General features: G+C 35.5%; 20 protein-coding genes. 2 read left to right on the forward strand and 18 right to left on the reverse strand.

Features of this window, described 5'->3' with window-relative positions; all coding sequences use genetic code 11:
• Positions 1 to 139: 139 nt before the first annotated feature.
• The 4 genes from ABS916_RS08630 to ABS916_RS08645 form a co-directional block, all read right to left on the reverse strand.
• On the reverse strand, positions 140 to 1,531 hold the full coding sequence (locus ABS916_RS08630) for an MFS transporter (RefSeq protein ID WP_350451499.1): 1,392 nt from the start codon (positions 1,529 to 1,531) through the stop codon (positions 140 to 142).
• A complete protein-coding gene (locus tag ABS916_RS08635) occupies positions 1,498 to 2,727 on the reverse strand; it encodes an amidohydrolase (RefSeq protein ID WP_350451590.1) in 1,230 nt (409 codons plus the stop codon). Before ABS916_RS08635 ends, ABS916_RS08630 begins: the two co-directional genes overlap by 34 nt.
• Before the next feature lie 263 nt (positions 2,728 to 2,990).
• On the reverse strand, positions 2,991 to 4,463 hold the full coding sequence (locus ABS916_RS08640) for a GH39 family glycosyl hydrolase (protein WP_350451591.1): 1,473 nt from the start codon (positions 4,461 to 4,463) through the stop codon (positions 2,991 to 2,993).
• Positions 4,464 to 4,469: 6 nt separating this feature from the next.
• Positions 4,470 to 5,342, reverse strand: coding sequence for a helix-turn-helix domain-containing protein (locus tag ABS916_RS08645; RefSeq protein WP_350451500.1), 873 nt, complete (start codon positions 5,340 to 5,342; stop codon positions 4,470 to 4,472).
• 209 nt (positions 5,343 to 5,551) lie between these two features.
• Between ABS916_RS08645 and ABS916_RS08650 the strand changes: the two genes are divergently transcribed.
• Together ABS916_RS08650 and ABS916_RS08655 are read left to right on the forward strand one after the other, a co-directional pair.
• Positions 5,552 to 6,652 carry a YibE/F family protein gene (locus ABS916_RS08650; RefSeq protein ID WP_350451501.1) on the forward strand — a complete coding sequence of 367 codons (1,101 nt, stop codon included), beginning with the start codon at positions 5,552 to 5,554 and terminating at the stop codon, positions 6,650 to 6,652.
• Positions 6,649 to 7,431, forward strand: coding sequence for a YibE/F family protein (locus ABS916_RS08655; protein ID WP_350451502.1), 783 nt, complete (start codon positions 6,649 to 6,651; stop codon positions 7,429 to 7,431). The genes ABS916_RS08650 and ABS916_RS08655 overlap by 4 nt, the downstream gene beginning before the upstream one ends.
• Positions 7,432 to 7,748: 317 nt before the next feature.
• On the opposite strand, the gene ABS916_RS08660 is transcribed toward ABS916_RS08655, so the two are convergent.
• The 14 genes from ABS916_RS08660 to ABS916_RS08725 all read right to left on the reverse strand — a co-directional run bounded on the left by ABS916_RS08660 (position 7,749) and on the right by ABS916_RS08725 (position 24,761).
• Positions 7,749 to 9,539, reverse strand: a complete 1,791-nt coding sequence (locus tag ABS916_RS08660; protein WP_350451503.1) for an ABC transporter ATP-binding protein — start codon at positions 9,537 to 9,539, stop codon at positions 7,749 to 7,751.
• The gene (locus tag ABS916_RS08665; protein ID WP_350451504.1) at positions 9,539 to 11,293 is read right to left on the reverse strand and encodes an ABC transporter ATP-binding protein; all 1,755 of its coding nucleotides are present in this window, start codon (positions 11,291 to 11,293) and stop codon (positions 9,539 to 9,541) included. Before ABS916_RS08665 ends, ABS916_RS08660 begins: the two co-directional genes overlap by 1 nt.
• A gap of 117 nt (positions 11,294 to 11,410) precedes the next feature.
• Positions 11,411 to 13,075, reverse strand: a complete 1,665-nt coding sequence (locus ABS916_RS08670) for an FAD-dependent oxidoreductase (RefSeq protein WP_350451505.1) — start codon at positions 13,073 to 13,075, stop codon at positions 11,411 to 11,413.
• Positions 13,072 to 13,374: an ArsR/SmtB family transcription factor gene (locus ABS916_RS08675; protein WP_089976601.1), complete on the reverse strand. Its 303-nt coding sequence runs from the start codon at positions 13,372 to 13,374 to the stop codon at positions 13,072 to 13,074. The genes ABS916_RS08670 and ABS916_RS08675 overlap by 4 nt, the downstream gene beginning before the upstream one ends.
• Before the next feature lie 567 nt (positions 13,375 to 13,941).
• On the reverse strand, positions 13,942 to 16,080 hold the full coding sequence (locus ABS916_RS08680; protein ID WP_350451506.1) for a type IA DNA topoisomerase: 2,139 nt from the start codon (positions 16,078 to 16,080) through the stop codon (positions 13,942 to 13,944).
• Positions 16,081 to 16,390: 310 nt separating this feature from the next.
• The gene (locus ABS916_RS08685) at positions 16,391 to 17,176 is read right to left on the reverse strand and encodes a hypothetical protein (RefSeq protein WP_350451507.1); all 786 of its coding nucleotides are present in this window, start codon (positions 17,174 to 17,176) and stop codon (positions 16,391 to 16,393) included.
• Between the two features lie 312 nt (positions 17,177 to 17,488).
• Positions 17,489 to 18,571 (reverse strand): Gfo/Idh/MocA family protein, encoded by a 1,083-nt coding sequence (locus ABS916_RS08690; protein WP_350451508.1) that lies wholly within the window; start codon positions 18,569 to 18,571, stop codon positions 17,489 to 17,491.
• Between the two features lie 77 nt (positions 18,572 to 18,648).
• Entirely contained in the window at positions 18,649 to 19,515 is an 867-nt protein-coding gene (locus ABS916_RS08695) for a sugar phosphate isomerase/epimerase family protein (protein ID WP_350451509.1), read from the reverse strand.
• The gene (locus ABS916_RS08700; RefSeq protein ID WP_350451510.1) at positions 19,457 to 20,530 is read right to left on the reverse strand and encodes a Gfo/Idh/MocA family protein; all 1,074 of its coding nucleotides are present in this window, start codon (positions 20,528 to 20,530) and stop codon (positions 19,457 to 19,459) included. The genes ABS916_RS08695 and ABS916_RS08700 overlap by 59 nt, the downstream gene beginning before the upstream one ends.
• A 29-nt stretch (positions 20,531 to 20,559) precedes the next feature.
• Positions 20,560 to 21,753 carry a Gfo/Idh/MocA family protein gene (locus ABS916_RS08705; protein WP_350451511.1) on the reverse strand — a complete coding sequence of 398 codons (1,194 nt, stop codon included), beginning with the start codon at positions 21,751 to 21,753 and terminating at the stop codon, positions 20,560 to 20,562.
• Positions 21,754 to 21,756: 3 nt separating this feature from the next.
• Positions 21,757 to 22,665, reverse strand: a complete 909-nt coding sequence (locus ABS916_RS08710; protein WP_350451512.1) for an AraC family transcriptional regulator — start codon at positions 22,663 to 22,665, stop codon at positions 21,757 to 21,759.
• Between the two features lie 225 nt (positions 22,666 to 22,890).
• The gene (locus ABS916_RS08715) at positions 22,891 to 23,304 is read right to left on the reverse strand and encodes an SRPBCC family protein (protein ID WP_350451513.1); all 414 of its coding nucleotides are present in this window, start codon (positions 23,302 to 23,304) and stop codon (positions 22,891 to 22,893) included.
• 65 nt (positions 23,305 to 23,369) lie between these two features.
• Complete coding sequence (locus ABS916_RS08720; RefSeq protein WP_350451514.1) at positions 23,370 to 23,873, reverse strand: cupin domain-containing protein; 504 nt, start codon at positions 23,871 to 23,873, stop codon at positions 23,370 to 23,372.
• Positions 23,874 to 23,912: 39 nt separating this feature from the next.
• On the reverse strand, positions 23,913 to 24,761 hold the full coding sequence (locus tag ABS916_RS08725) for an aldo/keto reductase (RefSeq protein ID WP_350451515.1): 849 nt from the start codon (positions 24,759 to 24,761) through the stop codon (positions 23,913 to 23,915).
• Positions 24,762 to 24,876: the final 115 nt, after the last annotated feature.

The following is a 24,876-nucleotide window of genomic DNA, read 5'->3' on the forward strand; positions in this document are numbered from 1 at the left end:
ATCCATTAGGTAAAAAACAAGTTCACGAAAATACTGCTATACTCGCTGAAAGACACGAAAAAGCAGGTTTTTAATCAAAAAAAGACTTGCATACACACCTTCAAGTGAACTTCTGCAGATCTATTTCCATAGTAAAAATTTAAATTGTATGTGGTAAAGCATGTTCTGATTCACGTGGAACTGTAATCACTACAGAAATCACAGCAATTGCCACAAATAATACATTAACTAATAATCCAGACATACCAGCTAATTCAAAAGAACCCTTTGCTGCTAATATTGAGTAAACACTAGATGAGATAGCTACACCAATAGCTCCACCTAAAGAACTAGCCATTTTGTATACTCCAGATGCTACACCAACTTTACTTGCAGGTGCTGCAGAAATAGCTGTATCTGTAGAAGGTGTTGCATAAAAACCAAGTCCTAGACCGTATAAAGCAAAACCCACAAATACAAGAACAGAATAAAAAGTACCTGATATAAAGGTTAGAGACATTAGAAGAATCCCAACACCGGCAATGCTTGTACCAAGTAACATTGGTTTACGAGCGCCGTGTTTTTGCAATGCTTTTTCACCTAAGCGAATAGATGACAATACACAAACTAGGTAACCAATTGTTAATAAACCTGATTGAAATGAAGAATATCCTCTACCCATTTGAACATACGTATTTGCAACAAACATCGTACCTGCAGATGCGTTTAATAAGAAGTTTGATAATGTTGCACCACTATATGCTTTATTTTTGAATAATGAAAAATCTATTAAGCTGTTTGAATGTTTTGTTTCAACTTTGAAGAAAATAACAGTTGAAAGAATAAATATTATGATAAATGCAATTGCTACTGGGCTAAACCAACCAATAGAAGAAGCATTTGTAATATATAAATTGAATGTTAACATCATGATCACAAAACTAAACAATCCACCAAAGTCGAACCTTTTGTTATCTTTAGCAGCAACTTTACTTTCGGGTGTACCATTGATTAATAAATAACCAGCAATAGCAAAGATAATTGAAAAAATAAAAATATATCTCCACCCTAAATAAGTGGCAACCATTCCACCGAATAATGAACAGATCCCTGAACCACCCCAAGATCCAATAGACCAGTAGCTAAGTGCACGTTGACGGTCTGGGCCTTCAAAATAAATTTTCATAAGTGATAATGTCGCGGGCATGATCGTTGCTGCTGAAAAACCTTGGATCACACGACCAATAATCAACAATACTGAACCTTGTGCAAATACTAAGCACAAAGATCCGATGACACTTAAAACCAAACCAATTTTTGTAAGCTTCACACGACCAAATTTATCAGCCATTGCTCCTGCTCCAACCATAAACATACCAGAGAACAATGCTGTTAAGCTAATTTCTATATTTAAAATACTAGATGAGATTCCTAAATCATCCTGCACCGCAGGACCAATATTTAACATGGTTTGAGCAAATAACCAAAATGTAATAACACCAAAAACGATACCAACGATTAATTTATTCGTTCCTTTATAACTTGTTTCCATTCTCCTTTTACTAGATAGTCCACTACAATTGAACCCATAGCTTTTGCAGCAACGATTAAACTTGATTCACTGATTTTAAACTTAGGGTGATGATGTGGATAAGCTTCGCCTTCTTCAGGAGCAGCACCAACATAAAAGAACATGCTTGGACGTTCTTTTGCATAATAAGCAAAATCTTCTGAGGGGGGTTGTGCATCACACATTTCGATTCCTTTTAATTCAGGAATGGTTGTTTGTTTCAAATGACTGATCGTTTCTTCTGTTAAATCTGGATCATTATATAAAACAGGGTAATCATTTTCATATTGCAACTCATACGTAACATCAAACATAGCTGCTATACCATCTAATTTAGCCCGAATTTCTTTTTCAACTATTGTACGCACTTCTTCAGACATTGAACGGACATCGCCATCTAATTGAACAGCATCTTTAATGACGTTAAATGATCCACGTCCATCAAAATTCCCAATAGTAATTGAACCAACTTCAAATGGATTCAAACGACGACTCACGATAGATTGCACAGCCACTACAAAATAACTTGCTGCTACAATTGCGTCATTTGCTTTGTGCGGAGAAGAACCATGCCCACCGACACCTTGGATTTTAACATGAAAATTTGCACGTCCAGTTTGGATATTTTCAGGACGGTAAAATAGTTTGCCTGATTCCATTTGAGACATCACATGAATCCCAAAAACATTATCCACACCATCTAATGCGTGATCTTCAATCATTTGAATCGCGCCACCTGGCGGCATTTCCTCAGCATGTTGATGCAACACAACAATTTTCCCGTTTAATTGTTCTTTTATTTCAATTAAAGATTCTGCTAAAATCAACATATAAGCCGTATGACCATCATGTCCACAAGCATGCATCACTCCTGGATTTTTTGATTGAAAAGGAACATCCGATTCTTCTTGAATCGGCAAGGCATCAAAATCCGCACGAATCGCAATTGTTTTTCCAGGGTTACCTGAATCAATTGTTACAACTATTCCACGTCCACCTACATTTGTACGTACGTCACAATCTTTATCTTTATAAAAATCTGCAATATAAGCTGCCGTTTTTTCTTCTTGAAAAGATAATTCAGGGTTCTCATGTAAATAACGACGTATGTCAATCATGCGATCTTGTTTCTCGTTCATTTTTTCAAACAGACTATTTTTTATTGATTCATTCATAATGTAACCTCCTATTTTATATTCGAAGCGAATGAATTTGCTCATTCGTTCATTACTACTCTATTTTAGATCTGATTTAGAAAAAAAGTAGGTCAAAACTTTACCCAAAAGGATTCTTTTTTGCCTTCATCCTTTTTAAATGGTCTATATCAGGTCAAGAAATGTGCTTCTTTTTCATCTTTTTACTTTTAAAAAAAATAAATGCCCATTCTACTGATAATCACTAGAATAAATATTTTATTTTTCAAACTATTTTATTGTAACTTTTACAGATCTAATTCAATTTTTTTCAACTCAATAAAATGAATAGAATTTATATCCATATAGGCGTAAAAAGACCATTTCCCATTGATGATTTCATCTTTTATTTCTACATCTGGGGTTGCGGTAGAAATAATATACTTCATCACGTCTTGGTTAATGCCATGCTTACTATTTATCTTTCTTAAGTTGTCATAGAGAGCGCCATTTTTACGATCAAATTTAAACCGAGTAACTTGGTACTCACCAGGATCCAAACTATCAAGGGTCACTTGTAGTTCTTTGCTATGCTGTCGCAAAAATAATTCATCAACTGAATAACGGGGATTAAAATTTCGCTCGTGAAAAATAGCTAATTGATACCCATCTTCATTTTTTGTCATCAGATGATTTTCACCCTCTGATAAGATGGTTCCATATAATCGTTCTTTAAAAAACATCGCATAATACACCGGGCGTTTCCCATTAAAATAATGAAAAAGCTCAAGCCCGTCTGAAACAAGGTCTGTACTATTATGAATGCGCTCATGAATTTCATTATTGATCCAAAAACCTAACCCTTGTACCTCTTGACTTAATTCTATTACAGTATTAAAAATAAGAGCTGCACGGAAAAATGTGCCATTGATGTACCGTGAATCTCCCGTTAACGTATTCCACATATCAAGGAATAATGGTTTTCTAATGCCATTCTTCTGAAGAAATTGTTTTAATTTTTTTGTTTTATTTATGTGGTAATTTTGCGAGTTAATAAAATTTTGATCACTTGTATCATCAAAATTAATATCCGTATTCCGATTCGCATCAAAACTAATAAAATCAATACTATTTGCTTTTTTCAACACCCACATATGACTACTCACAGTTTTCATCTTCTCTTCATCAAAAGGTAAAAAAACACCCAACTGAATATGCAACGATTTCTTTTTTAAAATCCCGTGCAAAGTCTCATATAAGTCTTCTAGTATCATAGGATCAAGTTTTGTTTCTTTTGGGGCATAAAAAAGAATATGCCACTGTTTAACAAAATCTTTCCCAAAGACTTGGATGGTGTGATTTAAAAATGCCTTTAACCTAGAAAAATAATCTTTAAAATAAAGTATTTCATTTACATTGATGCGCAGAAATACACTGAATCCTAACTCTTTAATTGTTCGTAAAGCCAGATCAGAATTGGCATAGCTTGAAGTAGTAGAAATTGTTTCATCTGTGTTAACTTCTGGGAGAATTGTTGACCCGCCTATTAAATTACGAATACCAATATAGTCAATTTTCATTGAACTGTGCGTCATCAAAATTTGTTTCTTTATATTTTCATTTAAAACATCTTTTAATTCACCAACAAAAACAATGTGTTTCTCATGCATAAGCGTATTTTTTGTTTGCTCCATTGGCGAAACAAGTAATTTTTCACTTGTAAAATCATTCCCTAAAAGAGACTGGTTCATTTCTTTATCACAATACTTTGTCAATTTCACCAACACTTATGGAGAATCTAAAATACTAGATTTTCCACTATTATTCCTAGCACTATCTCCTTCTATAAGAGCAGCAGATTTATGTTTTTTTCGATAATTAGCTGGCGTTTGTTGATAAGTTGATTTAAAAGCAAGTGCAAATTGTTTTGCGGTAGTGAATCCATTACGAGATGCAATCTGAAAGAGCGAATCCGAGGAATGAACCAAATCTTCTTTACTGTGCTTAAGTCGAACACTAGTCAAATATTTCGAAAAATTAATGCCTACAAATTGTTTGAAATAACGAGAAAAGTAAGAAGACGATAGAAACTCTTGGTTTGCCATATCTGTCAGTGATAGAGGTTCACCATAATGGTGTTCTATATAATTTAGAATACGTGTGATTCGCTCATCCTCAAGTTCAATTTGTTCTTGATAAGGAATGCTTTTTTTGAAAAAACGAATCATCATCAATAAAATTTGATAAAGATCACTTTGAACGCTAACGGAACTATCTTCACTTTTCTGTAAATGAGAGATGACTATTTTAGCTAATAAACGACGCAATTGCGCTAAAACTTCCTCACGACCGGTATCAATATTTTTAGAGAAGCATTCAAATATATAATGATAATAAGCCTCATACTGCATTTTAAAAAAGTGATTCGTAATTGAAAGAGAAACAAGAACATTGTTTGAATCTCCAGAAATACTATAGATGGTATTTCGATTGATTATTAGAATATCGCTCTCTTGCAAGTGGTAATCTTTCACATCCATAGAAACCATAAAATTTCCTTCGACTACGAATAAAAGTATTGTACCTGCAAATTGTTGAGACGAGACAGATTGAATACTTTGAATCATAATCTCAAAATCAGTTATAAATTTCTGCTTCATATTACACTCCTTTTGGGCAAATCATTCTACTGGATAATCCACTCATTTATTTGTTGTTCCCACTATTCTTATCACACTGCTATTATATGGGTCATGCTACGCGAAATCAAATTCACTTAATTTTTTAGCTAGAATAGTCATTAAAACAATATATGTTACAATAAACATGCTTATTTTGCATGATTCATCTTTATACTGGAGGTATCTATTTGAATAAAAAGTCTAGTTATTTATACGGCAGTATTTTTCTGTGTGTCATCCTATCTATGTTATTTGTACAAAATAATTTCTATTTATATGATGATTCCATAGCAGAAGTCGTAACAGTAACTCTTAACGAACAAAAAAGCTCTAACGATCCAACTACTAATGATCGTTTGTTTGATCAAACTCTAGTTGGGAAACTAGTAAATGGCGAACAAAAGGATGAATTAATCACACTAGAAAATACCTACTCTCTATCTGGAGCATATGATCACGAGTATGAAATAGGTGATGAAATTTTTGTTTCCATCCAAAAGAATTCAGGCAGTGAGTTAAGTGGAAGCATTGACGGTCCAAAACGAGATACCTTTGTTTTAGCAGCCACTTGGTTATTTATAGTAACGGTACTACTGGTTGGAAAGAGAAGCGGCTGGTTTTCATTAGTCAGTTTACTCATTAACGTCTTAGTATTATCACTCGCATTAACTGTCTATGCAAATTCAGAAGATGCTAACTTACTGCTTATATGCAGTGGTTTAGTCGTTTTTTTCACGATTACTTCTCTATTCTTGGTTAGTGGAAATACTGAGAAAACATATGCTGCTATCTTAGCCACATTGACGGGAACATTTTCCGCTCTTCTTATTGCTTATATTGTCATGCAGTTAACCGCGGAAAAAGGACTTAGATATGAGGAGATGGCTTTTATAACCAGATCTCCACAAAAAATATTTTTAGCTAGCATTCTAGTTGGTTCTTTGGGTGCTGTTATGGATATTGCGATTACGATCACCTCTTCTCTTTATGAGTTGTACGATAAAAACAACTCCATTCCCCTAAAGAACTTAAAAGCTTCTGGAAAGGAAATTGGTGCAGACATCATGGGTACTATGACAAATGTTTTGTTTTTTGCATATGTCAGTGGAAGCATACCGATGATTCTTCTCTACTTAAAAAACGGTTCTACGCTAGGTTACACATTAGCGATGAATTTATCCTTAGAATTGACCCGCGCACTCGTTGGAAGTATTGGAATTGTATTGACCATTCCAATAAGCATTTATACTGCAACTTATTTCATTCAAAAAAGGAGGTCACCTAAATGAATGTCTTAGTGTGCCTATCGATTATTTTATTTGTACTAATGAAATTGATCAGTGGCGAAAAAGGGACAAGATCGTTTATTGCTCTTTTTTTAAACTTTGGTATCACTCTTTTAGCGATACTCTTAATGACGCGAGAAGCATTTAATCCTATTTTTCTAACCATGATTGCTTGTATCCTTATTAGTTGCATCAACCTCTTTTATATAAATACGATAAATCTTAAATCCGTTATTTCATTTATTGCAACACTGATGACTTTATTCTTTTTAGTCGGGCTTATTTTTATATTTGTTGAAAAATCTATGATACAGGGATTTGGCATAGAAGAGATAGAAGAGCTTTCTTTCTTCAATCTCTATGTTGGTGTGAATTTTATTGAAATCGCTAGTTGTACTATCATAATGGGTTCTATAGGAGCTATTACAGACACTTCTATTTCCATTTCTTCCGCAATGAATGAAATTTTTATTCATAATCCATTCATGGACCAACGCTCTCTTTTCAAATCCGGTATGAATGTTGGAAAAGATATTCTGGGCACTACAACAAACACTTTGTATTTCGCATTTATTGGTGGATATTTAGCCTTAATCGTTTGGTTTAAAGACTTATCTTATTCGTTTGGTGAAGTGATCAATTCTAAGGTATTCAGTTCAGAAGTCATTTCCATATTCTGTATTGGAACAGGCGCCATTTTGATCATACCGATTACTGCTTGGCTTACAGCCTTTATGTTAACACGGCGTAAAAAAGACGTTTCTGTAAGTGAGGAAGTTTGATAAATTAGAAAATTTTTCTTCAGTATCAAAATGATGCTACTTTCAAGGAAAAATAAAAGACTTTTGGGTCTCACTCTCCCGTGGAGAGGCATTTCAGGAAAGAGTGAGACTCCTTTTTCGCTCCACTTTAACGTGAAACCTACCTTCACGGAAGAGTGAACACTTTTTTTTTTCTCACTCTTCCGTGGAGAAGCGTTTCATGGAAGAGTGAGCTTTTTCACTCTACTATTTGAGACCGTCCCAGAATAAAAATCCGTATACAAAGAAAGGGCTGAGATAAAAATCTCAGCCCTTTCTTTAGGTATTCAATTTAAAAGTTACATTTCACCAGTTTTTTCTTGATACGTTTGCAGTTCATACATATCAAAGTAGGTTCCTTTTTTATCGATCAATTCATCATGAGTCCCTTTTTCAACAATTTCACCGTTACTCAAAACTAAAATTTGATCTGCATCTTTTACAGTGGATAATCGGTGAGCAATGATTAAAGACGTTCGGTCTTTGCGCATATTGGCCAAACCTTTTTGAATTTTCTCTTCTGTTTCAGTATCTATATTAGCTGTTGCTTCATCAAGAATTAGAATACGTGGCGAACGCAGAATGGTTCTAGCAAAACTGATTAATTGCTTTTCTCCAGCAGATAAACTTGCTCCACGTTCGATGACCTTTGATGCGTAACCATGCTCCATTTCAGATATAAACTCATCTGCATAAACAAACTCAGCAGCTTTTTTAACTTCAGCCTCTGTGTAGTCACTATTGTACATTCGAATATTGTCTGCGATATTTCCATAAAATAGGAAACTATCCTGCAGAACCAATCCCATTTTAGTTCGAAGGCCTTCTATTGGCATATCCTTGAGTGAGTGACCATCAATAGTGATCTCTCCTTCGTGATATTCGTAGAACCGCATCAGTACATTAATAATAGAACTTTTTCCTGATCCCGTTTGGCCGACTAAGGCAACCGTTTCTCCTGGTTTCACTTCAAAGCTGATATTACGCAAGACTTGCTTACTGCCATCGTATGAGAAGTTCAAGTTATTTACACGAATATGGCCTTCTGTGATCATACCAGTGGTACCTGTCTTAGATTGCGGAGCAAGTTCTTCACTTTTCAGCAACTCTTGAACCCTATGCCCTGACACAATTCCATCTTGTAACGAACTTAAACTGTTCATCATTTGGCTGATTGGTTGGAAAAATGATCGTGAATAAGCTGTAAACGCATATACCAACCCTATATTAATGTTTCCTTGAGTCCAATCTTGATACCCAAAAATAAGCAGCACCGCTACTAGAGCGATTGATTCAATCACATTGATTGCGGGCGCCAATAATAAAGCATTCATACTATACATAGAACGACGAGAAACGACATATTCTTCATTGACCGTATTGAACTCATCTACTAACCGCTCTTCTTGGTTGTATTTTTGAATAATACTCATCCCACTAATGGATTCACTTAAATTGGCATTCAACTGACTTAAGATTTTTCGCATACGACTGTACACAAGTGTGCTCTTCTTTCGATAAATCCCTGCGATCCAAACAATAACCGGTGTGAATAGAAGAAAAACTAAAGCCATTCTCCAGTTCAGTGCAAACATAGCAATTGTAATCGACAATACATTGAACACCCCAGTAGCAATGGTCAAAAAGACAGTCCAAAATTCTTTAATCGTCTCTGTATCATTTGTTACTCTGGAAACAACTGTCCCCGCTGGTGTCTGATCGAAATAGCGCATGCCAAGTAAAACGACCTTTTCATACAATTGATTTCGAATATTGCCCACGGTTCTTTCTGAAGCCGTGTTAAAGAGAAAGTCTTTTGCATAAGCAAATACAGCTTTAAGAAGGGTTAATATCCCATAAAAAGTTACTATACGTACCGTAATTTCGATTGTTGCTGTTCCATTGGCTAAATACGTATCGATGTAACGCTGAATAATAATGGGCAAATACGCAGCGATAGCTGAACCCAATGCTAGAAATACAAAAGAAATGAGAAATAGGAACTGATAGGGTTTTGCAAAACGAAATAGACTAAGTAAAATACGCCAAGATTCTTTAGTAGAAAAAGCCGTTTGTTTTTGTTTGTCCATTATAACCCCTCCCCATCTAATTTTTTCTCTAGCTGTTGTTTTTGATACATATCACGGTACCAACCTTTTGTTTCGATTAATTGCTCGTGAGAACCACGTTCACTAATGCTTCCTTTTTCCATCACGATGATTTCATCTGCGTTCATGATTGAACTGATGCGGTGAGCAGAAATAATCGTTGTTTTGTTGCTTCGTTCTTTTTTCAATGAATTTAAAATAGCTTCTTCTGTGTGAGCATCTACAGCTGATAAAGAATCATCTAGAATCAGACAATCTGGCTCCACTGCTAAAGCACGAGCAATAGCAATACGTTGTTTTTGTCCACCAGATAAAGAAACGCCTCTTTCACCCACTTCTGTATCGTATCCCTGTGGAAATTGCAAAATATCTTCATGAACATTCGCTAATTTTGCATATTTTTCAACTTCTTCTTGCGTTAAATTTTTATTCCCAAATCGGATATTTTCTCTAATGGTTGTTGAAAACAGAAAGTTTTCTTGTGGGACAATTGCAATGCCTTTTTTTAGCGATTCTAAAGCATAGTCCTTTATATTAATATCGTTATATGAAATCATACCTTCATATTGATCGTAATCGCGTAACAACAATTTATAGAGTGCGCTCTTTCCAGCACCCGTTCTGCCGACAACTCCCAGCATGTTTCCTTTTGCTAAGTGAAAAGAAACATTTGTTAAAACAGGTTTCTCATCATCTGGATAAGTAAACGATTGAATATCGAAAATAATATCTCCGTCTAATTCTTGACGATAAGGGTTTTCCATTTCTACAATAGAAGGAGTATAAGCTAATAAAACATCTACTCTATCATAAGCCGCACTTCCTCTTTCAAGGGTATTGATTAGTCCACCTACTGCGAGCAACGGCCACTGCATCATACCTATATAACTGATAAAAGCTACTAAGTCTCCAATCGATATCCGTCCACTTTGAACATAATTTCCACCAACTAATAAAGCAATCACATAAGTTAGCCCCATGACGATTTCTATACTTGGATTTAAAGCTGCTTTTAATTTGTAGACACGTTGATTTTCATCGACAACATGCTGCGTTTCTTTTTTAAAAGCAGACAAATCTTCTTTTTCTTCACCCAACGTTTTTAAGACCTTCATTCCTGTTACACTTTCTTGAACATGGTCATTCATTGATGAAAAAGCTTGTAGTGCACCACGGTAACGTGCATGGATCATTTTCCCTAAATACGTTGAAACAATGATCAAAATAGGTAGAGGTAAAACTGACACTAGTGTTAGTTTCCAATCGATGAAAAAGAACATTGAAAAGAGTGTTACACCACCTAATGATAAGGCATCCGTCAACGTCAATACACCATCCGCTGCAACAAATCGAATAGCTGCCAAGTCATTTGTGGCATGTGCCATCAAATCACCTGTCCGGTATTTGTGGAAAAATTCTGAATCCATACGTGTGAAAAATGAAAACAATCGATTGCGCAAGATAGATTCAATTAATGTTGAATTCCCAAATAAAGCCATTCTCCATCCATAGCGTAAGGCATACATAACTAAGGCAAAAATAAGGATCAAACTCACCCAAAAAAGTAATATCTTCCAATTTAACGTTCCTGCTATAAAATGGTCAATAATTGTCCCAATAATTTTAGGATTCATCACTTGTAAAATGGCACAAATAATTAACGCAGAAACACCAAAAGAGTAGCTTTTCCAACGTAATTTAAAAAACCAGCCATATTTTTTTAACGTATTAAACATTATTTCGTTCCTTTCTTTTGCTTACTACTTTTTTAACACCATTACTTTTCACACCACAAAAAAACAAATAGAAAGGAAACTTCCTATTTGTCCCGAATAGTAGTTATGAGTGTTGTATTATTTTTTTAGTTTCATCATCTTGAGATAATTTTGATAATTTTTATTTCCACCTGATAAGTTGTACACTTTTGTAAATCCATGATGGATCAATACATTTTGAGCAGCATTACCTGTAACGCCTTTATTGCAGTAGGTAATTGTTACTAAAGATTGATCCAACTCTGCACTTCTCTCTCTTAATTCAGCCAGAGGAATATGAATCGCTCCTTTAACTCGAGCCTTTTCAAAATCCTTTTTTGAACGTGTATCGATGATTTGCAAAGTCTCACCTGTCTCTTGAAGCTGCACTAAATCAGCTGGTGTCATCAATGGATTGCGTTTCAAGGCATTATCTAACGCCATTCCCGTATAAAGAATAGGGTCTTTCGTTGTCGCAAATGGTGGTGCATAGGCTAAATCTAAATGAAATAAATCTTCAGCTTTTGCTTTAAAGGTAATGGCTGTTGCGATTACGTCGATTCGTTTGTCGACGCCACCTTGACCAATAGCTTGCGCACCTAAAATACGACCAGTTTCTTTATCCGCTAACGCCTTGATCGTTAATTCTTTCCCACCTAAATACTCGGCATGGTCTGGCTTGATATTATATAAAATTTCAACATCATAACCTTCTTTTTTTGCTTCTTTTTCGGTTAAGCCTGTTTGACCAACATGCAAATCAAAAATTCTAAAGATCCCTGTTCCTAATACTCCTCGATGCTCTAAATCGCCACCAGTAATAACATCTCCAGCAATCCGACCCATTTTATTAGCCGTTGAGCCCAGTGGGCGATAGATGGGTTTTCCTGTAATAACGGAGAAGCTTTCGGCCACATCTCCAACTGCATAAACATCTGGAAGATTGGTTTGCATTTTTTTGTTGACCGCAATTGCTCTGGAAGCTCCAAGTTCTACTCCCATTTCTTTAGCTAATTCTGTATTTGGCCGTACACCTGCAGATAGGATAACAATATCCGGTTCAATTGTAACGCCATTTGTCGTAATAACTTTCTCGATTGTTGTTTCTCCTTCAATCGTTTTTACAGTATCACTAAGGATCAAATTCACGCCTTTCTCGCGCATATGCTCCTCTACACGGAAAGTCATGTCCGCGTCCATTGGGGGCATCACTTGATCTTCTAATTGAACAACTGTTACTTCCAGTCCTTTATGAATCAATTGTTCTGTCATTTCTAAACCAATAAATCCAGCACCAATAATCAACGCTTTTTTTGGTTGTTTAACAGAATAAGCTCCAATATTTCGGGCGTCTTGAATATTTCGAACTTGGAACACATTATCATACTCTTTTTGATTAAATGGAGGTGGAGTAAATGGAGAAGCCCCAGACGCAAAGACTAATACATCGTAGTTTTCTACTTTCTTTTCTCCAGAAACAAGATTTGTCACTTCTACTTGTTTGTGGGCATGATCAATCTTTGTTACTTTATGCTCTGTGAAAACTGAGACATTGTATCTCTTTTTGAACCACTCTGCATTTCTAGGTGTTAAGTCACTTAATTCTTCCACTTCTCCACCAATTTGATAAGGAATTCCACAAACTGAATAAGAAATGTCTTTTCCTTGATCATAAACGACAATTTCAGCATCCTCTGTATTTCTTCGAGCTTTAGCTGCTACAGATGTACCCGAAGCAACGGATCCAATCACAATAATTTTCATGAATTTTCTCCTCCTATTTGCTGTGTAGTTGCAGAAGTAAGTTGACTAGTATCAGATACTAGTTGATCAATACACTTTTCATTTAATGAATAGTGATGCCATGTTCCAATTTTTTCTACTGTAACTAAACCTGCATTTAAAAGAACTTTTATATGATGAGATAACGTAGGCTGTGTAAAATCAAATTGCTCCAGAATATCGCAAGCACATAACTCACCATTAGAAAGCATATCTATTATTTGTACACGTTTAGGATCAGACAAAGCTTTCATCACTTTTGCATAAGATTCATAGTCCATAGTTAAACCTCTTTCTTTTTTCTACTCTTACTAATATAGATGACATTCTATCTATACGCAACTATTTTATTTTGAAAGAAAGAACTTCATGTGGCATTCCTTATGTACATGAAACTCTATCTTTTTTTGTAATGATGAATGAACATCACAAACTTTTTGAGCAGTTTAGGATGAGGTAAGAGAGTTCTACCTCAAAAAACTGTACGAAAAGAAGAAGAGATTATGAGCTAAAGCAGTTGTAGTTCATAATTGAACCTAAAAATAGACTGAATTATGAGATAAGAGAGGTTTATCTCGCAATCTCATACAAATAAGCATCCTTTTTATCCACTAGACGAGGTCTAGCTCATAATCGGAACTTAAATACAGAGTGAATTATAGGGTAAAAGAGTTCTAGCTCATTATGGAAGAAATTTTATCTACTAAAAGAGTCAAAGCATTACTCCCGCTTTGACTCTTGGTAGACTCATCTATATCATTTAACGAAGAACCAACTTTAGTGATATTTTTACGATCCAATTTGTTTAATCATTAGTTGCAACAAAACGAACTGCTTTTTCCTTGCTCTCATTTCTTTTCTGTTTTTTCATAAGGTTTAAACAATAACTTGTTGTCTTCTGTCAATATAAGGGCAGCTGAAAACGTTTGTCCAGTTTTTTTCTTAAATCCTTTTAATAACTGCGTTTCTCTCATATCTAGTAACTTTTTAAGTGTTGCTTCAGAAAGTGTTTTCCCTACGTACCTTTTGGGCAAAGTGAAGGTGCAACCATTGCTATAGCCACTACAGCCATAAAACTTTCCTTTATCAATCATCATCTGCCCACAAACTGGACATTTTCCAATTGTTTTCTGCGACAAATGGCTGATACTTTTGGTATGAGTCGACCAATCGTTCTTTTCAATAACTTGTGCACTTGAATCTAAGGTATGAGCAATAAATTTTTGAATACTAGCTAAGAAAGCTTGTTGAGTACCATTTTCATTTTTAATTTTCTTTAGATAGGTTTCCCACTTAGCCGTCATTTCAGGACTACTTAGAAGGGTATTTTCGACAGCTTGGCACAAGATTTCCCCTTTTTGAGTAACCGTCACATTATTTTTTTGAATCTCTATATAGTGCTGCTTTTTAAGGGTTTCTAAAACATTCGCTCTTGTTGCTTCTGTTCCAATACCTTCTGTTGCCTTTAAGATCTCTTTTTCTTCTTCATTCTCTAATTCTTTGCCGCAAGTTTTCATTGCGGTAATCAACGTACCTTCTGTGTAAGTTTTCGGTGGCGAAGTAAATCCCTCTGAAGTATTTAGATCTGCTTCTACTGACTCCCCTTTTTTTACTAACGGTAATTCACCAGTTATTTCTTTATCCGACTTTTTGCTTGCACCATATTCTAATCGCTGCCAACCTTTATCCAATATCACCTTTCCTTTACTTATAAACGGAACAGTTTTAATGTCTACAGTGACAGTTGTTTCATCATACTTATAGTCCGTCTCAAACATAGCCATTGTTCGCCTTAAAATAGTAAAGTAAATCTCTCTTTGAATAGATGGTAGCTTCTCTAATGCTTTTTGTGTAGGTACTTTTTTAGTTGGAATAATAGCATAATGCTCTTGAACCTTTGAACCGTCTACATAGCGTTTTCGTTTGCTTGTATTTGGCTCTTTAATGGTGTGGTTTAATATACCTCGATACCCTTCTATTCTTTCTAACAAATACCGAAACTCTGAATCAGTGATGTATCTGCAATCACTTCTGGGATAACTTACTAATTTAGCCTCATAAAGCGACTGCACATGTTTCAATGTATCTGAAGGGCTCACCTTATATTTTTTGTTTACTAAACTTTGCAAATCACTTAATGAAAACAGAAATGGCGAAGGCTGTGATATCCTTTTAGTTTCAACAGAAGAAATTACACCTGGATTGCTAGCCAGTAAATCGTGTTTTTTGATGAATTCTTGCAATTCTTTTTTTGTTGAGAATTTCTTATTGTACCTAGCTTTAAATGAACCATTTTCAGCTTTTACTGTTGCATGCAATTCAAAAAAGGGTTCTGGAATAAAGTTTTCAATCTGTTTCTGGCGCGTATAAATCATATAAAGCGTCGGTGTTTGAACGCGTCCGACACTGAATACCCCTTCATTGATGCCTTTTTTTTGCAAAGAGAGAGTATACATACGAGATAAATTAATGCCCACCAACCAATCACTTATTTGCCGTGTTTGGGCTTCAATGTAGGAAGAGTAAAATTCTTTTCCATCTCTTAAATCAGAAAAACCTTTTTGGATTTCATCAGATTCAAGTGAATTGATCCATAATCGTTTAATTTCTTTATTCCCCGCTTTAGCTTGATTGATGATCGAACGCGCAATATTTTCTCCTTCACGATCACTATCGGTAGCGATGATGATTTGATCAGCTTCTTGTAACAATTTTTTTACGACATTAAATTGCTTGGCTTTTCCCTGTCCTACTTTAAATTTAAATATTTCAGGAATAATCGGCAGCTCTTTCAGGTTCCATTTCTTCCATTCATCCTTGTATTCCTCTGGAGAAGCCAACTCGACTAAGTGTCCAAATCCCCAAGTAATCACATCATTAGATGAATTTAAAACAATATACCCGTCTTTTTTTGAAAATTTTCCAAAAGACTCAGCATAAGCCTGCGCTTGGGAAGGTTTCTCTGCAAGTATTACTGTATGTCCCATTGACTGATCCATCTCCCTTACTGCTGTATTTTAGCGGTACCAAACGTCTATTTCTTTCCTTATTTTGGAAGATTCCTCTTTAAAAGTCAATCTATTAAACAATTCAACCCACGTATCTATGTAAAAAATGGAGTTACTAAAATAAAACAATTTTTACTATAAATGTAATTTTTCATACCTCAAAAAGCTTAATTTCTCAAACTAGTCTGTTGAGAAATTAAGCTTTTTTATTGATTAAGAAATCATACAAGTACTTTAATTTTAGAGTATTGCTACCTACCCTTCTGTTCCATTAACTCGTATTCTTTGTCTATTTTGGATAGCGAATATATTCTTTTTGTTTTTCAATCCCAATGCGAAGATCGCTTTTTGCTTTCTCTAAATTTAATGCAAACATTTTTTCTGGATCGTTCGATTCAATAAGATTTAAAGAGCGACGATTTTCTTGCATTTTAGCAATATTCTTGGTAATTCCAGTAACAAATGTACGCTGATCACGTGATAAATCTTTCCATTCTTTTGTGGTCTCTAAATAATCAAAATATGCTCGTAGTCTATTATTTTGATCCACTAAGATAGACAATGTTTCGTATTGATAAAGATTGACCCAATTGACTATTTCGATATTGTGATCAATATCTTTTTGTGTTAACTGTTCTCTTTGCAACAATCCATCATGAAAACGGTGATAGTCATTCGTCAGCTGGTTGAATTTCTGTTGCACCTCCCATAGATGCTTGAATGATTCGTGTCCTTCAATTACAGCAATTTCTGATGAATTTACTGGGATTTCCAGCGGCTTCGTATAATAAGCGGTATCTATTTTTAAATGTTCACCGCCAACACGGAAAATATTATTACTTGTATCTGAAAAAAGCGATAAATAAGACTGGGCAATTTCTGCCTCTTCTCTTTTTTCATCCCCAACTGTTGTAAAATAAGCGGTAGCTTTTGGTGTGTTTCCTACAGTGAATCCAGCCATATAATAACGTTTTCCATTTACTTCCCAAAAAATAGGATTTACAAATACACCTTCATAAAATTTACTCTTCTTTTTTGCCTTTTTAATCAATAATTTTCCTGTTTTTTTATCCATTTTTTCTCCTTATCAAGCCATGATATAAATTATGTAACACATAAACTACTCTTTTATTTTATGCTTCCAAACTAAAGTATAATGATTTTTTTCTTTATCTGCAATTAAAGACTATTAAGCTAGCCTTTACTGTTAGGTTTATATAGTATACGCAGGTGCAGAAAAAAAATTCATTTACGATCAAAACCTTTTAATCAACTCACTAACGCTTTAATTTGAGTGAAATAGAATACAATTCAAAAGCTGCATCAAAATTCCTTCATTAAGGTTTTTTGATGCAGCTTTTAGTTTAGGATAAAAAACAGAACTAGATTAGTTTTTTGTTGGGATAATCATTGCTTTTTCTTGCGCGATTAAACACAACTCTTGCGCTTTAAAAATATGTTCTTGTGTCATAGCTACCTCAGTCCGATTTATACAGTCTTTGATCATTTCACCAAAAAACGGGAAGCCTACTTCTCCCGTTAAGGAATAATGTTTTTCCCCATCTGCTGTGACTAGGTACAAATGATCTCCTGTTTCTTCACGAGCAACATCGATATACTTACGAACTTCGATTGTTCCTTTTGTTCCAGTAATAAATACACGGCCATCTCCCCACGTATTCAAGCCATCTGGAGTAAACCAATCGACTTTAAACGTAAAGGTAGCGCCATTTGCTCCAAGCAAAGTAGCGTCACCATAATCTTCTAATTCAGGTGTGTCTTGATTCGCGTAATTGGCTACTTTACTGTGCAACACTTCTGCATCATCATTTCCTGTATAATACAAAAATTGTTCAATTTGGTGACTACCAATGTCGCATAAGATTCCACCATATTGTTCTTTTTTGAAAAACCAGTCTGGCCGTACTTTTTTATCTAAGCGATGTGGACCAAAACCGGTTACTTGAATGACTTCGCCAATCGTTCCGTCTTTGATCAATTGACCTGCAAATACAGCTCCTTCAACATGTAGCCGTTCACTGAAGTACACCCAAAATTTTTGTCCGGTTTCTTTTACAACGCGCTTTGTTTCTTCTAGTTGCTCCATTGTGGTAAAAGCTGTCTTGTCTGTAAAATAATCTTTTCCAGCTCTCATGATACGGTTGCCTAGTGCGCTTCGTTTATTTGGAATGGCTGCTGCCGTAACTAAATGAATCTCTGGGTCTTCTAAAATTTGTTCTAGTGAGTCTGCAACTTGAACTTGTGGGAATTGTTCTTTATAGGCAGCTACTTTTTCTGCGTCTGGATCGTATACCCACTTTAATGTCGCGCCTGCTTCTAATAGTCCATTTGTCATTCCAGTAATGTGCCCGTGATCTAAAGCTGCTGTAGCAAAGTTAAATTCGCCTTCTTTTACTACACGATTGATTTTTCCTTTTGGAGCATAGTTCATACCGTCTTTACTAGCCATTTAGTTTTCTTCCTTTCATTCATCACTCAATAGAAAAGAGAGCTAGGGAACAATCCCTAGTCTCCTTAGTTAGTTTGTTAAAACAATTCTGCATATCCTATTTCTTTCAAGTAGTCACGAGATTCTGCCAAGCATTCAAACGGATCGCGTCCATATTGGTCATCTTGCTCTACCAATAAGTAACGTGCCCCACTTGCAATACTTTGTTCAATAATCGCTGGCAAGTCTAATGTTCCTTGTCCCAATTCAGCAAATTCGATATTGTTCGTGAAGGCATGCATAAAATCTCCAGCGTTTCCTTTTAGTATCTCATCTACCGCTTCTTGTGGAATTGGAACCACACGGTAATCTTTCAAGTGAACTAAATCCACTTTTCCAGCGTATTCTTTTAACACTTCTACTGGATTACGTCCACCACGTTGTACCCAGTGAACATCCAGTTCAAAGCCTAATAATGGTGCTTCATCACGGATAATATCTAACAAGTAACGCCCATCGTATTTTACAAATTCAATATGGTGGTTGTGGTAATACAATTTGATTCCTTGTTCTTTCATTTTTTCGGCTACCGCGTTCGCTTCATGACAAAACTCCAATACTTTGTCTAAAGACGCCATCGCTTCAAATGGCAGCATACCAATACGGACGATATCTGCATTCAATGTTTTACAATCTGCAATAATTTTATCCAAATGAGTAGACAAAGATTCTTGTCCTTCCATCATTGGTTTCAATCCTGCTGATAAAGAAGCAATTTCCATTCCGAATTCCTCAGAAGCACGTTTGATTTCTGCAACATTTTCTGGAGTCATATCCACTTGAGAAATTTCCACCGCATTGTATCCTAGTTCGCTTACTCTTTTTAATGTTTCATAAGGTCCTAATTCACTGAATTGCTTCTTCAGTGTGTACCCTTGTGCTCCGATTTTCACTTGTTGTGTCATGTAAAAGTTCCTCCCTTTTCACTCGTTGTGCATTTCCAGTATTTTTTGATGAGCGATCCATCATTTCAATCATTTCCATTGCAGGAATAGCTTCCCTCACATGGACATAGTCTTCTGTGTTTTCATGGATGCTCTTGTAGAAGCGTTCAACCAAAATCCGATGACCCATTCCGTAGTAGAATTTTGATCCAGGAATACGATCGTCTTCTACTATGACTTCTTTTCGTCCGTCCTCATTCGTAAAATATAAGCGACTGTCTTTGATCGTGAATTTTTCTTTTTCAGTAATGACTTGTAGTTCCACTGAAGAATTTTCTGTGTAGGCATTGGTCCCATGAAAGAATGCCTTCACTCCTGATTTAAAAGTGAATGTGGCACTAGCTGTGTCTTCTACCTCAATATCATAATCTGTTAAATTAGATAGAGAAGCTTTACAGCTTTTTAGCTCACCACCAATTAACTGAATCAAATCTAATGTATGAATCGATTGATTAATAATTGAACCATAGCCTGCTTCCAGTTTACGTCCACGCCATGGCTTAGATGTATAGTAACTTTCTGGTCGGAACCAAGTGACCAAACCTTTTATCGAAGTAATTTCTCCAACATCCTCATTTTTAAGAATATCTATTAGTTTCATAAAACTTCTATTAAAACGATTCTGAAAACTTACGCAGATTTTCCGATCCGTACTTTCTGCTAATTCTAATTGTTTTAGGGACTCTTCATAATTGATAGCTAATGGTTTCTCCAAGTACACGTGAGCCCCATACTCTACACATAAAGCTGTAGCCGGCTGATGTAAATAATGAGGTAGACAAATGTGTACCACATCCAATTCCATCTTTTGCAACATTGATTCCATGTCACTAAAGAAAGGAAATTCCATCCATTCACTTTTTTTATCTGGATCCACATCACATACCGCTACTAATTCGCCAAATTCACTGGCATTAATAGCATTTACGTGTATAGCTGAAACTTCTCCTAACCCAATTATACCAACCCTCAACATAGATATTCTCTCCTTGTCATTGATTCTTTTTAGACAATAGAATTGCTTGCATTCGACTTTCTTTCAGCAAACTTGTCCTCTTCTTTGATGCGTTTATTTAACTCTTCAAGATACAAGTCTTCATCCATATCGGCCAATGAAACTTCTTCACCTGTCCAACTTGATAAATGGATAGCATTTGCTAAACGAACTCCCATGATTCCGTCAGAACCAGGTGCTAATAAAGGTGTTCCATCTAAAATATTCGCTGCAAAGTTTTCTAATACACCTGCATGTTGTTCTCCCCAAGGGCTTTCAAATTCGATTACTTCTTGAGTGTATAATTCATCCGTATCCATTTGGCCCATGAATAATTTTTTCACGTCTTCAAAATCCATGCTTGCACTCAATTCACGTTCCGGTTTTTTCAATCGACTGACAGTTGCTGTTTTACTTCCATCTACTACAATTTTCCCTTGATCGCCTAATATTTCAAAACGGTCGGTTCCAATGATGTCATGTGTAGCCGTAACAAAAGTTCCTGTTGCTCCACCACCATAATCCACTACGGCCGTTACTTCATCTTCTACGACGATATCGCGTTGGAACCCATAAGCAACTTTAGAGTAAACAGACTCTGGAACGCCGCAAATCCATTGCCATAAATCTAATTGGTGAGGTGCTTGGTTAACTAATACTCCGCCGCCTTCTCCGCCCCATGTAGCTCTCCATTCACTTTGATCGTAATAAGGTTGAGGTCTCCACCAGTTCGTGATGATCCAGTTGGTACGACGAATTTTACCGATTTCGCCATTGTCCACGATTTCTTTGATTTTTTTGTATAATGGGTTGTTCCGTTGATTAAACATAATTCCAAATGTCAATTCTGGTTTAGAAGCTGCGTATTCGTTTAACTCTTTTACTTGTTTTGTGTATACTCCTGCAGGTTTTTCAACTAATGCATGGATGTCACGTTTCAAAGCTTCAATTCCCATTTCCGGGTGAAGGTAATGGGGAACGGCAGTGATAACTGCATCAATTTCCCCACTTTCCATCATTTCAATGTAATCTTCATAGAAAGGAACCTCTGGATAATCTACTTTTGCAACGTCTTTTTTACTCCTATCAATATCACAAATCGCACCAATTTCCATGTTTGGTACCATACCGTCTTTTATAAATTTCGCATACATGGATCCTTGAGTTCCTAAACCAATAATTCCTAATTTAACCTTATTTGCCATTTGTCATTCTCCTATCTTTTTTCTATATTTATCTAATTGTTTTTTTCTGTATTCGTTAGGCGTCGCCCCTATTTTCTTTTTGAAGAAACGATTAAAGTGTGCATCACTTTCGAAACCACATTCCCTTGAGATCTCTTTGATCGTTTTATTCTCCCCTACAACTTCAATCAGGTATTTCGCTTGTATCAAACGATACTCCATTAAATATTGCATGACTGTATAACCAGTAGAGTCTTTAAACGTATGTGAAATGTAGGAAGAACTTAAATTTAATTCTTTTGAGATATCTTCTATCGAAATGAGGTCTTTAAAATGCTTTTGTAGGTAAGAAGCAATTTTTTCTGCATACAAATATTTGCCATTCTTAACTTCATTTAATTCCACCAATGTGGTTTTATCTAATTGGTGCACCTTAAAGAGCAACTGGATCAACAGTATCTTTGCTTCTGCCTCTGCTGCTATTTCCTTGTTTACTTCAGTTGTTTGAGACAACCGCGACAACTTAGTAATCAGTTCTTCAATTTCATAGTTTTCTTCTGTAACCTGAGTATGAAATAGCCCATGACGCAACTGTTTAAAAGCATCAAACAAAAAAAGCGCATCCAATTCTTTTAATACAGGTAAAATCCATTCTGGTGAAAAATGAATCATGCTTCTTTCGTACAACTCTTTATTACCTGTTACATGTGCTTTATGCAAATCTAAACCATCTAGAAACAGCATATCTCCAGGGTTCAAATCATATATCTGATTGTTGATTAAATATTTGCATTCTCCTCCATGAAAAAAATATAGTTCATATTGCTGGTGAGAATGGAACTCTAATTCTGCCACTTGTCCCTTCACATGGGAAAAAGCTACTAAAGATAACTGATAATCCATTTTACGCGACTTTTTTGAATACCCTTTCATTATACGTTTCCTCCCTAACTATTTCATTAACTAGTCATGTCCACTTATTATCGAATAATTGACTGAAACTGCTTTATATTTTAGTGTAGCATATTTCCAACTAGTTAAGTAAAATCCCTTCAAAAAAAACACTCTTCTAGGAGTTCACTTTTTATAGTGTCTCTTTTAAAGAGTGTTTAAATTTATATTAGAGTTGAATTTACCAAGATATTTCCCAGTTTATTTCTAAACTGTTTCAGTATAGTTTTTAAAATTATTTAAGATGCTTTGCCAACCTTCTTTTTGATATTCTGGTGGATATTCATTTTCAGCTTCAAAAGATTGATTTATTTTAGTAACATTTCCTGTTTCAGCAAATTCGATAGAAACTCTTCTTCCATCTCCTAAAATATAGGCAATTCGTTTATTTGGCACTATCTCTGTATAAACTCCACTAAAATCAAAACCTTCACTGCCGTCCTTAGCTTCCATACGATAATTAAAGGTACCGTTTACGCTTAAATCATTTTGTGCAGCTGGTACATGCCAGTCATCTGATGCAAAGCCCCAATGAATAATGTGCCTTGGTTCATTCCACGTTTCCCAGACCCTTTCTATTGGACGGTTGACAGTTGTTTCAATAGTAATAACTTCACTCATCTATTACAGCTCCTTTGCTTATAAGCATCTATTCCACTCAATAAGTTAAGATTCAAATTATTCTATTACACCCAATGGTTCGATAAAGAACCATTTGCTCCTTCAGCTGGATCTTTCTTAGGAAGTTGAACTGCCGTAATCGCTTGTTTGATGCTTTCGTAATTTTCTGCTCCACCTTTTTGCATATCGGGTTCCAGACCTTCAGGATAAGCACCAACAATTTTAAAGTCCGGACTTGCAGCTACTCTTTTGTGTGCTACACCTGCAGGAAGAAGTAGAACATCCCCTTCAGAAAAGGAATAGGACTGTGTATCAGGACCGCCAAGTTGCACAGTTGCTTCACCAGCAATACAAGCCAATACTTCATGAGTATTGGAATGAAAATGATGATAAGAAAAAATACCATTTACCCATCCATTTTTATAACCATTTTTTTCAAATAGATCCAGCACAGAGTGTGCTGGATCAGGTTCATCTATTAAATTAGCTAACACTTTAGGATAGTACAGAACAGGTAATGGATTGTTAGGAAATGGTTTATTTTCTTTGGTATAAAAAGTATTTACCATAAGATTTTCTTCCTTTCACTTTTCTAATCCAAAGCTTATTTAATCAAACTCTTCGTATTCATTTGGATGCTGGCCTTCTACTCTACCCTCTTCACCTTTATCTAAGCTATCGATTTTCTGAATATCTTCTTTTGATAATTCAAAATCAAACACATCTAAATTAGCTTTTTGGTGACTAAAAGAAGAAGCTTTTACAATTGGCATGACGCCATTTTGTAAATTCCAACGTAGTATAATTTGTGCTGGTTCTTTACCATATTTTTTAGCAATCGCAACAATGATTTCATTTTCCAATACATCATTGATTTCACGACCAAATGGACTCCATGCTTCTGTTAAAATACCTAGTTCTTTGTTTGCTTTAACTAAATCATTGTTATTAAAGTATGGATGGCGTTCAATTTGATTGGTAGCAGGCGTTACCCCTGTCTTTTTAATGATTCGCTCTAGATGTTCTGGTAGAAAGTTTGATACACCTATTGTTTTAATCAGACCAAATTTTTGTGCCTCTACTAATGCTTGCCACGCTTCCTCATATTTATCTTGTTTAGGTAATGGCCAGTGAATCAAATATTTATCAAATGAGTCGATACCGATACGATATAAAGATTCTTGAATCATCTTGATTGCCTTATCGTATTCATGCGCTTTTCCTGGTAGTTTTGAATTGATCATCAACTCTTCACGTGGAACAGATGAACGTCGAATTGCTTCCCCTACCATCCCTTCATTCATATAGTTGGTTGAAGTATCGATAAGTCGATAGCCCGCATCAATTGCTGTGAGAACACTATTTACACCTGTAGCTCCTTGGATATTTACCGTTCCAAATCCAATGACCGGTAAACTTGTTCCATCATTTAATTCGAATTTCTCAATTTTTGTCATCTTACTTTCATCCTTTCTATGAATCATTACACTATTTAGTATAAAGGAATAAGGATAGAGTATCATGTAATACGTCTTGATAACATTGACTTCATTAATGCTTCAACCTACAACT

Source organism: Carnobacterium sp. (assembly GCF_040274945.1).
In the GTDB taxonomy this organism is placed as follows: Bacteria; Bacillota; Bacilli; order Lactobacillales; family Carnobacteriaceae; genus Carnobacterium_B.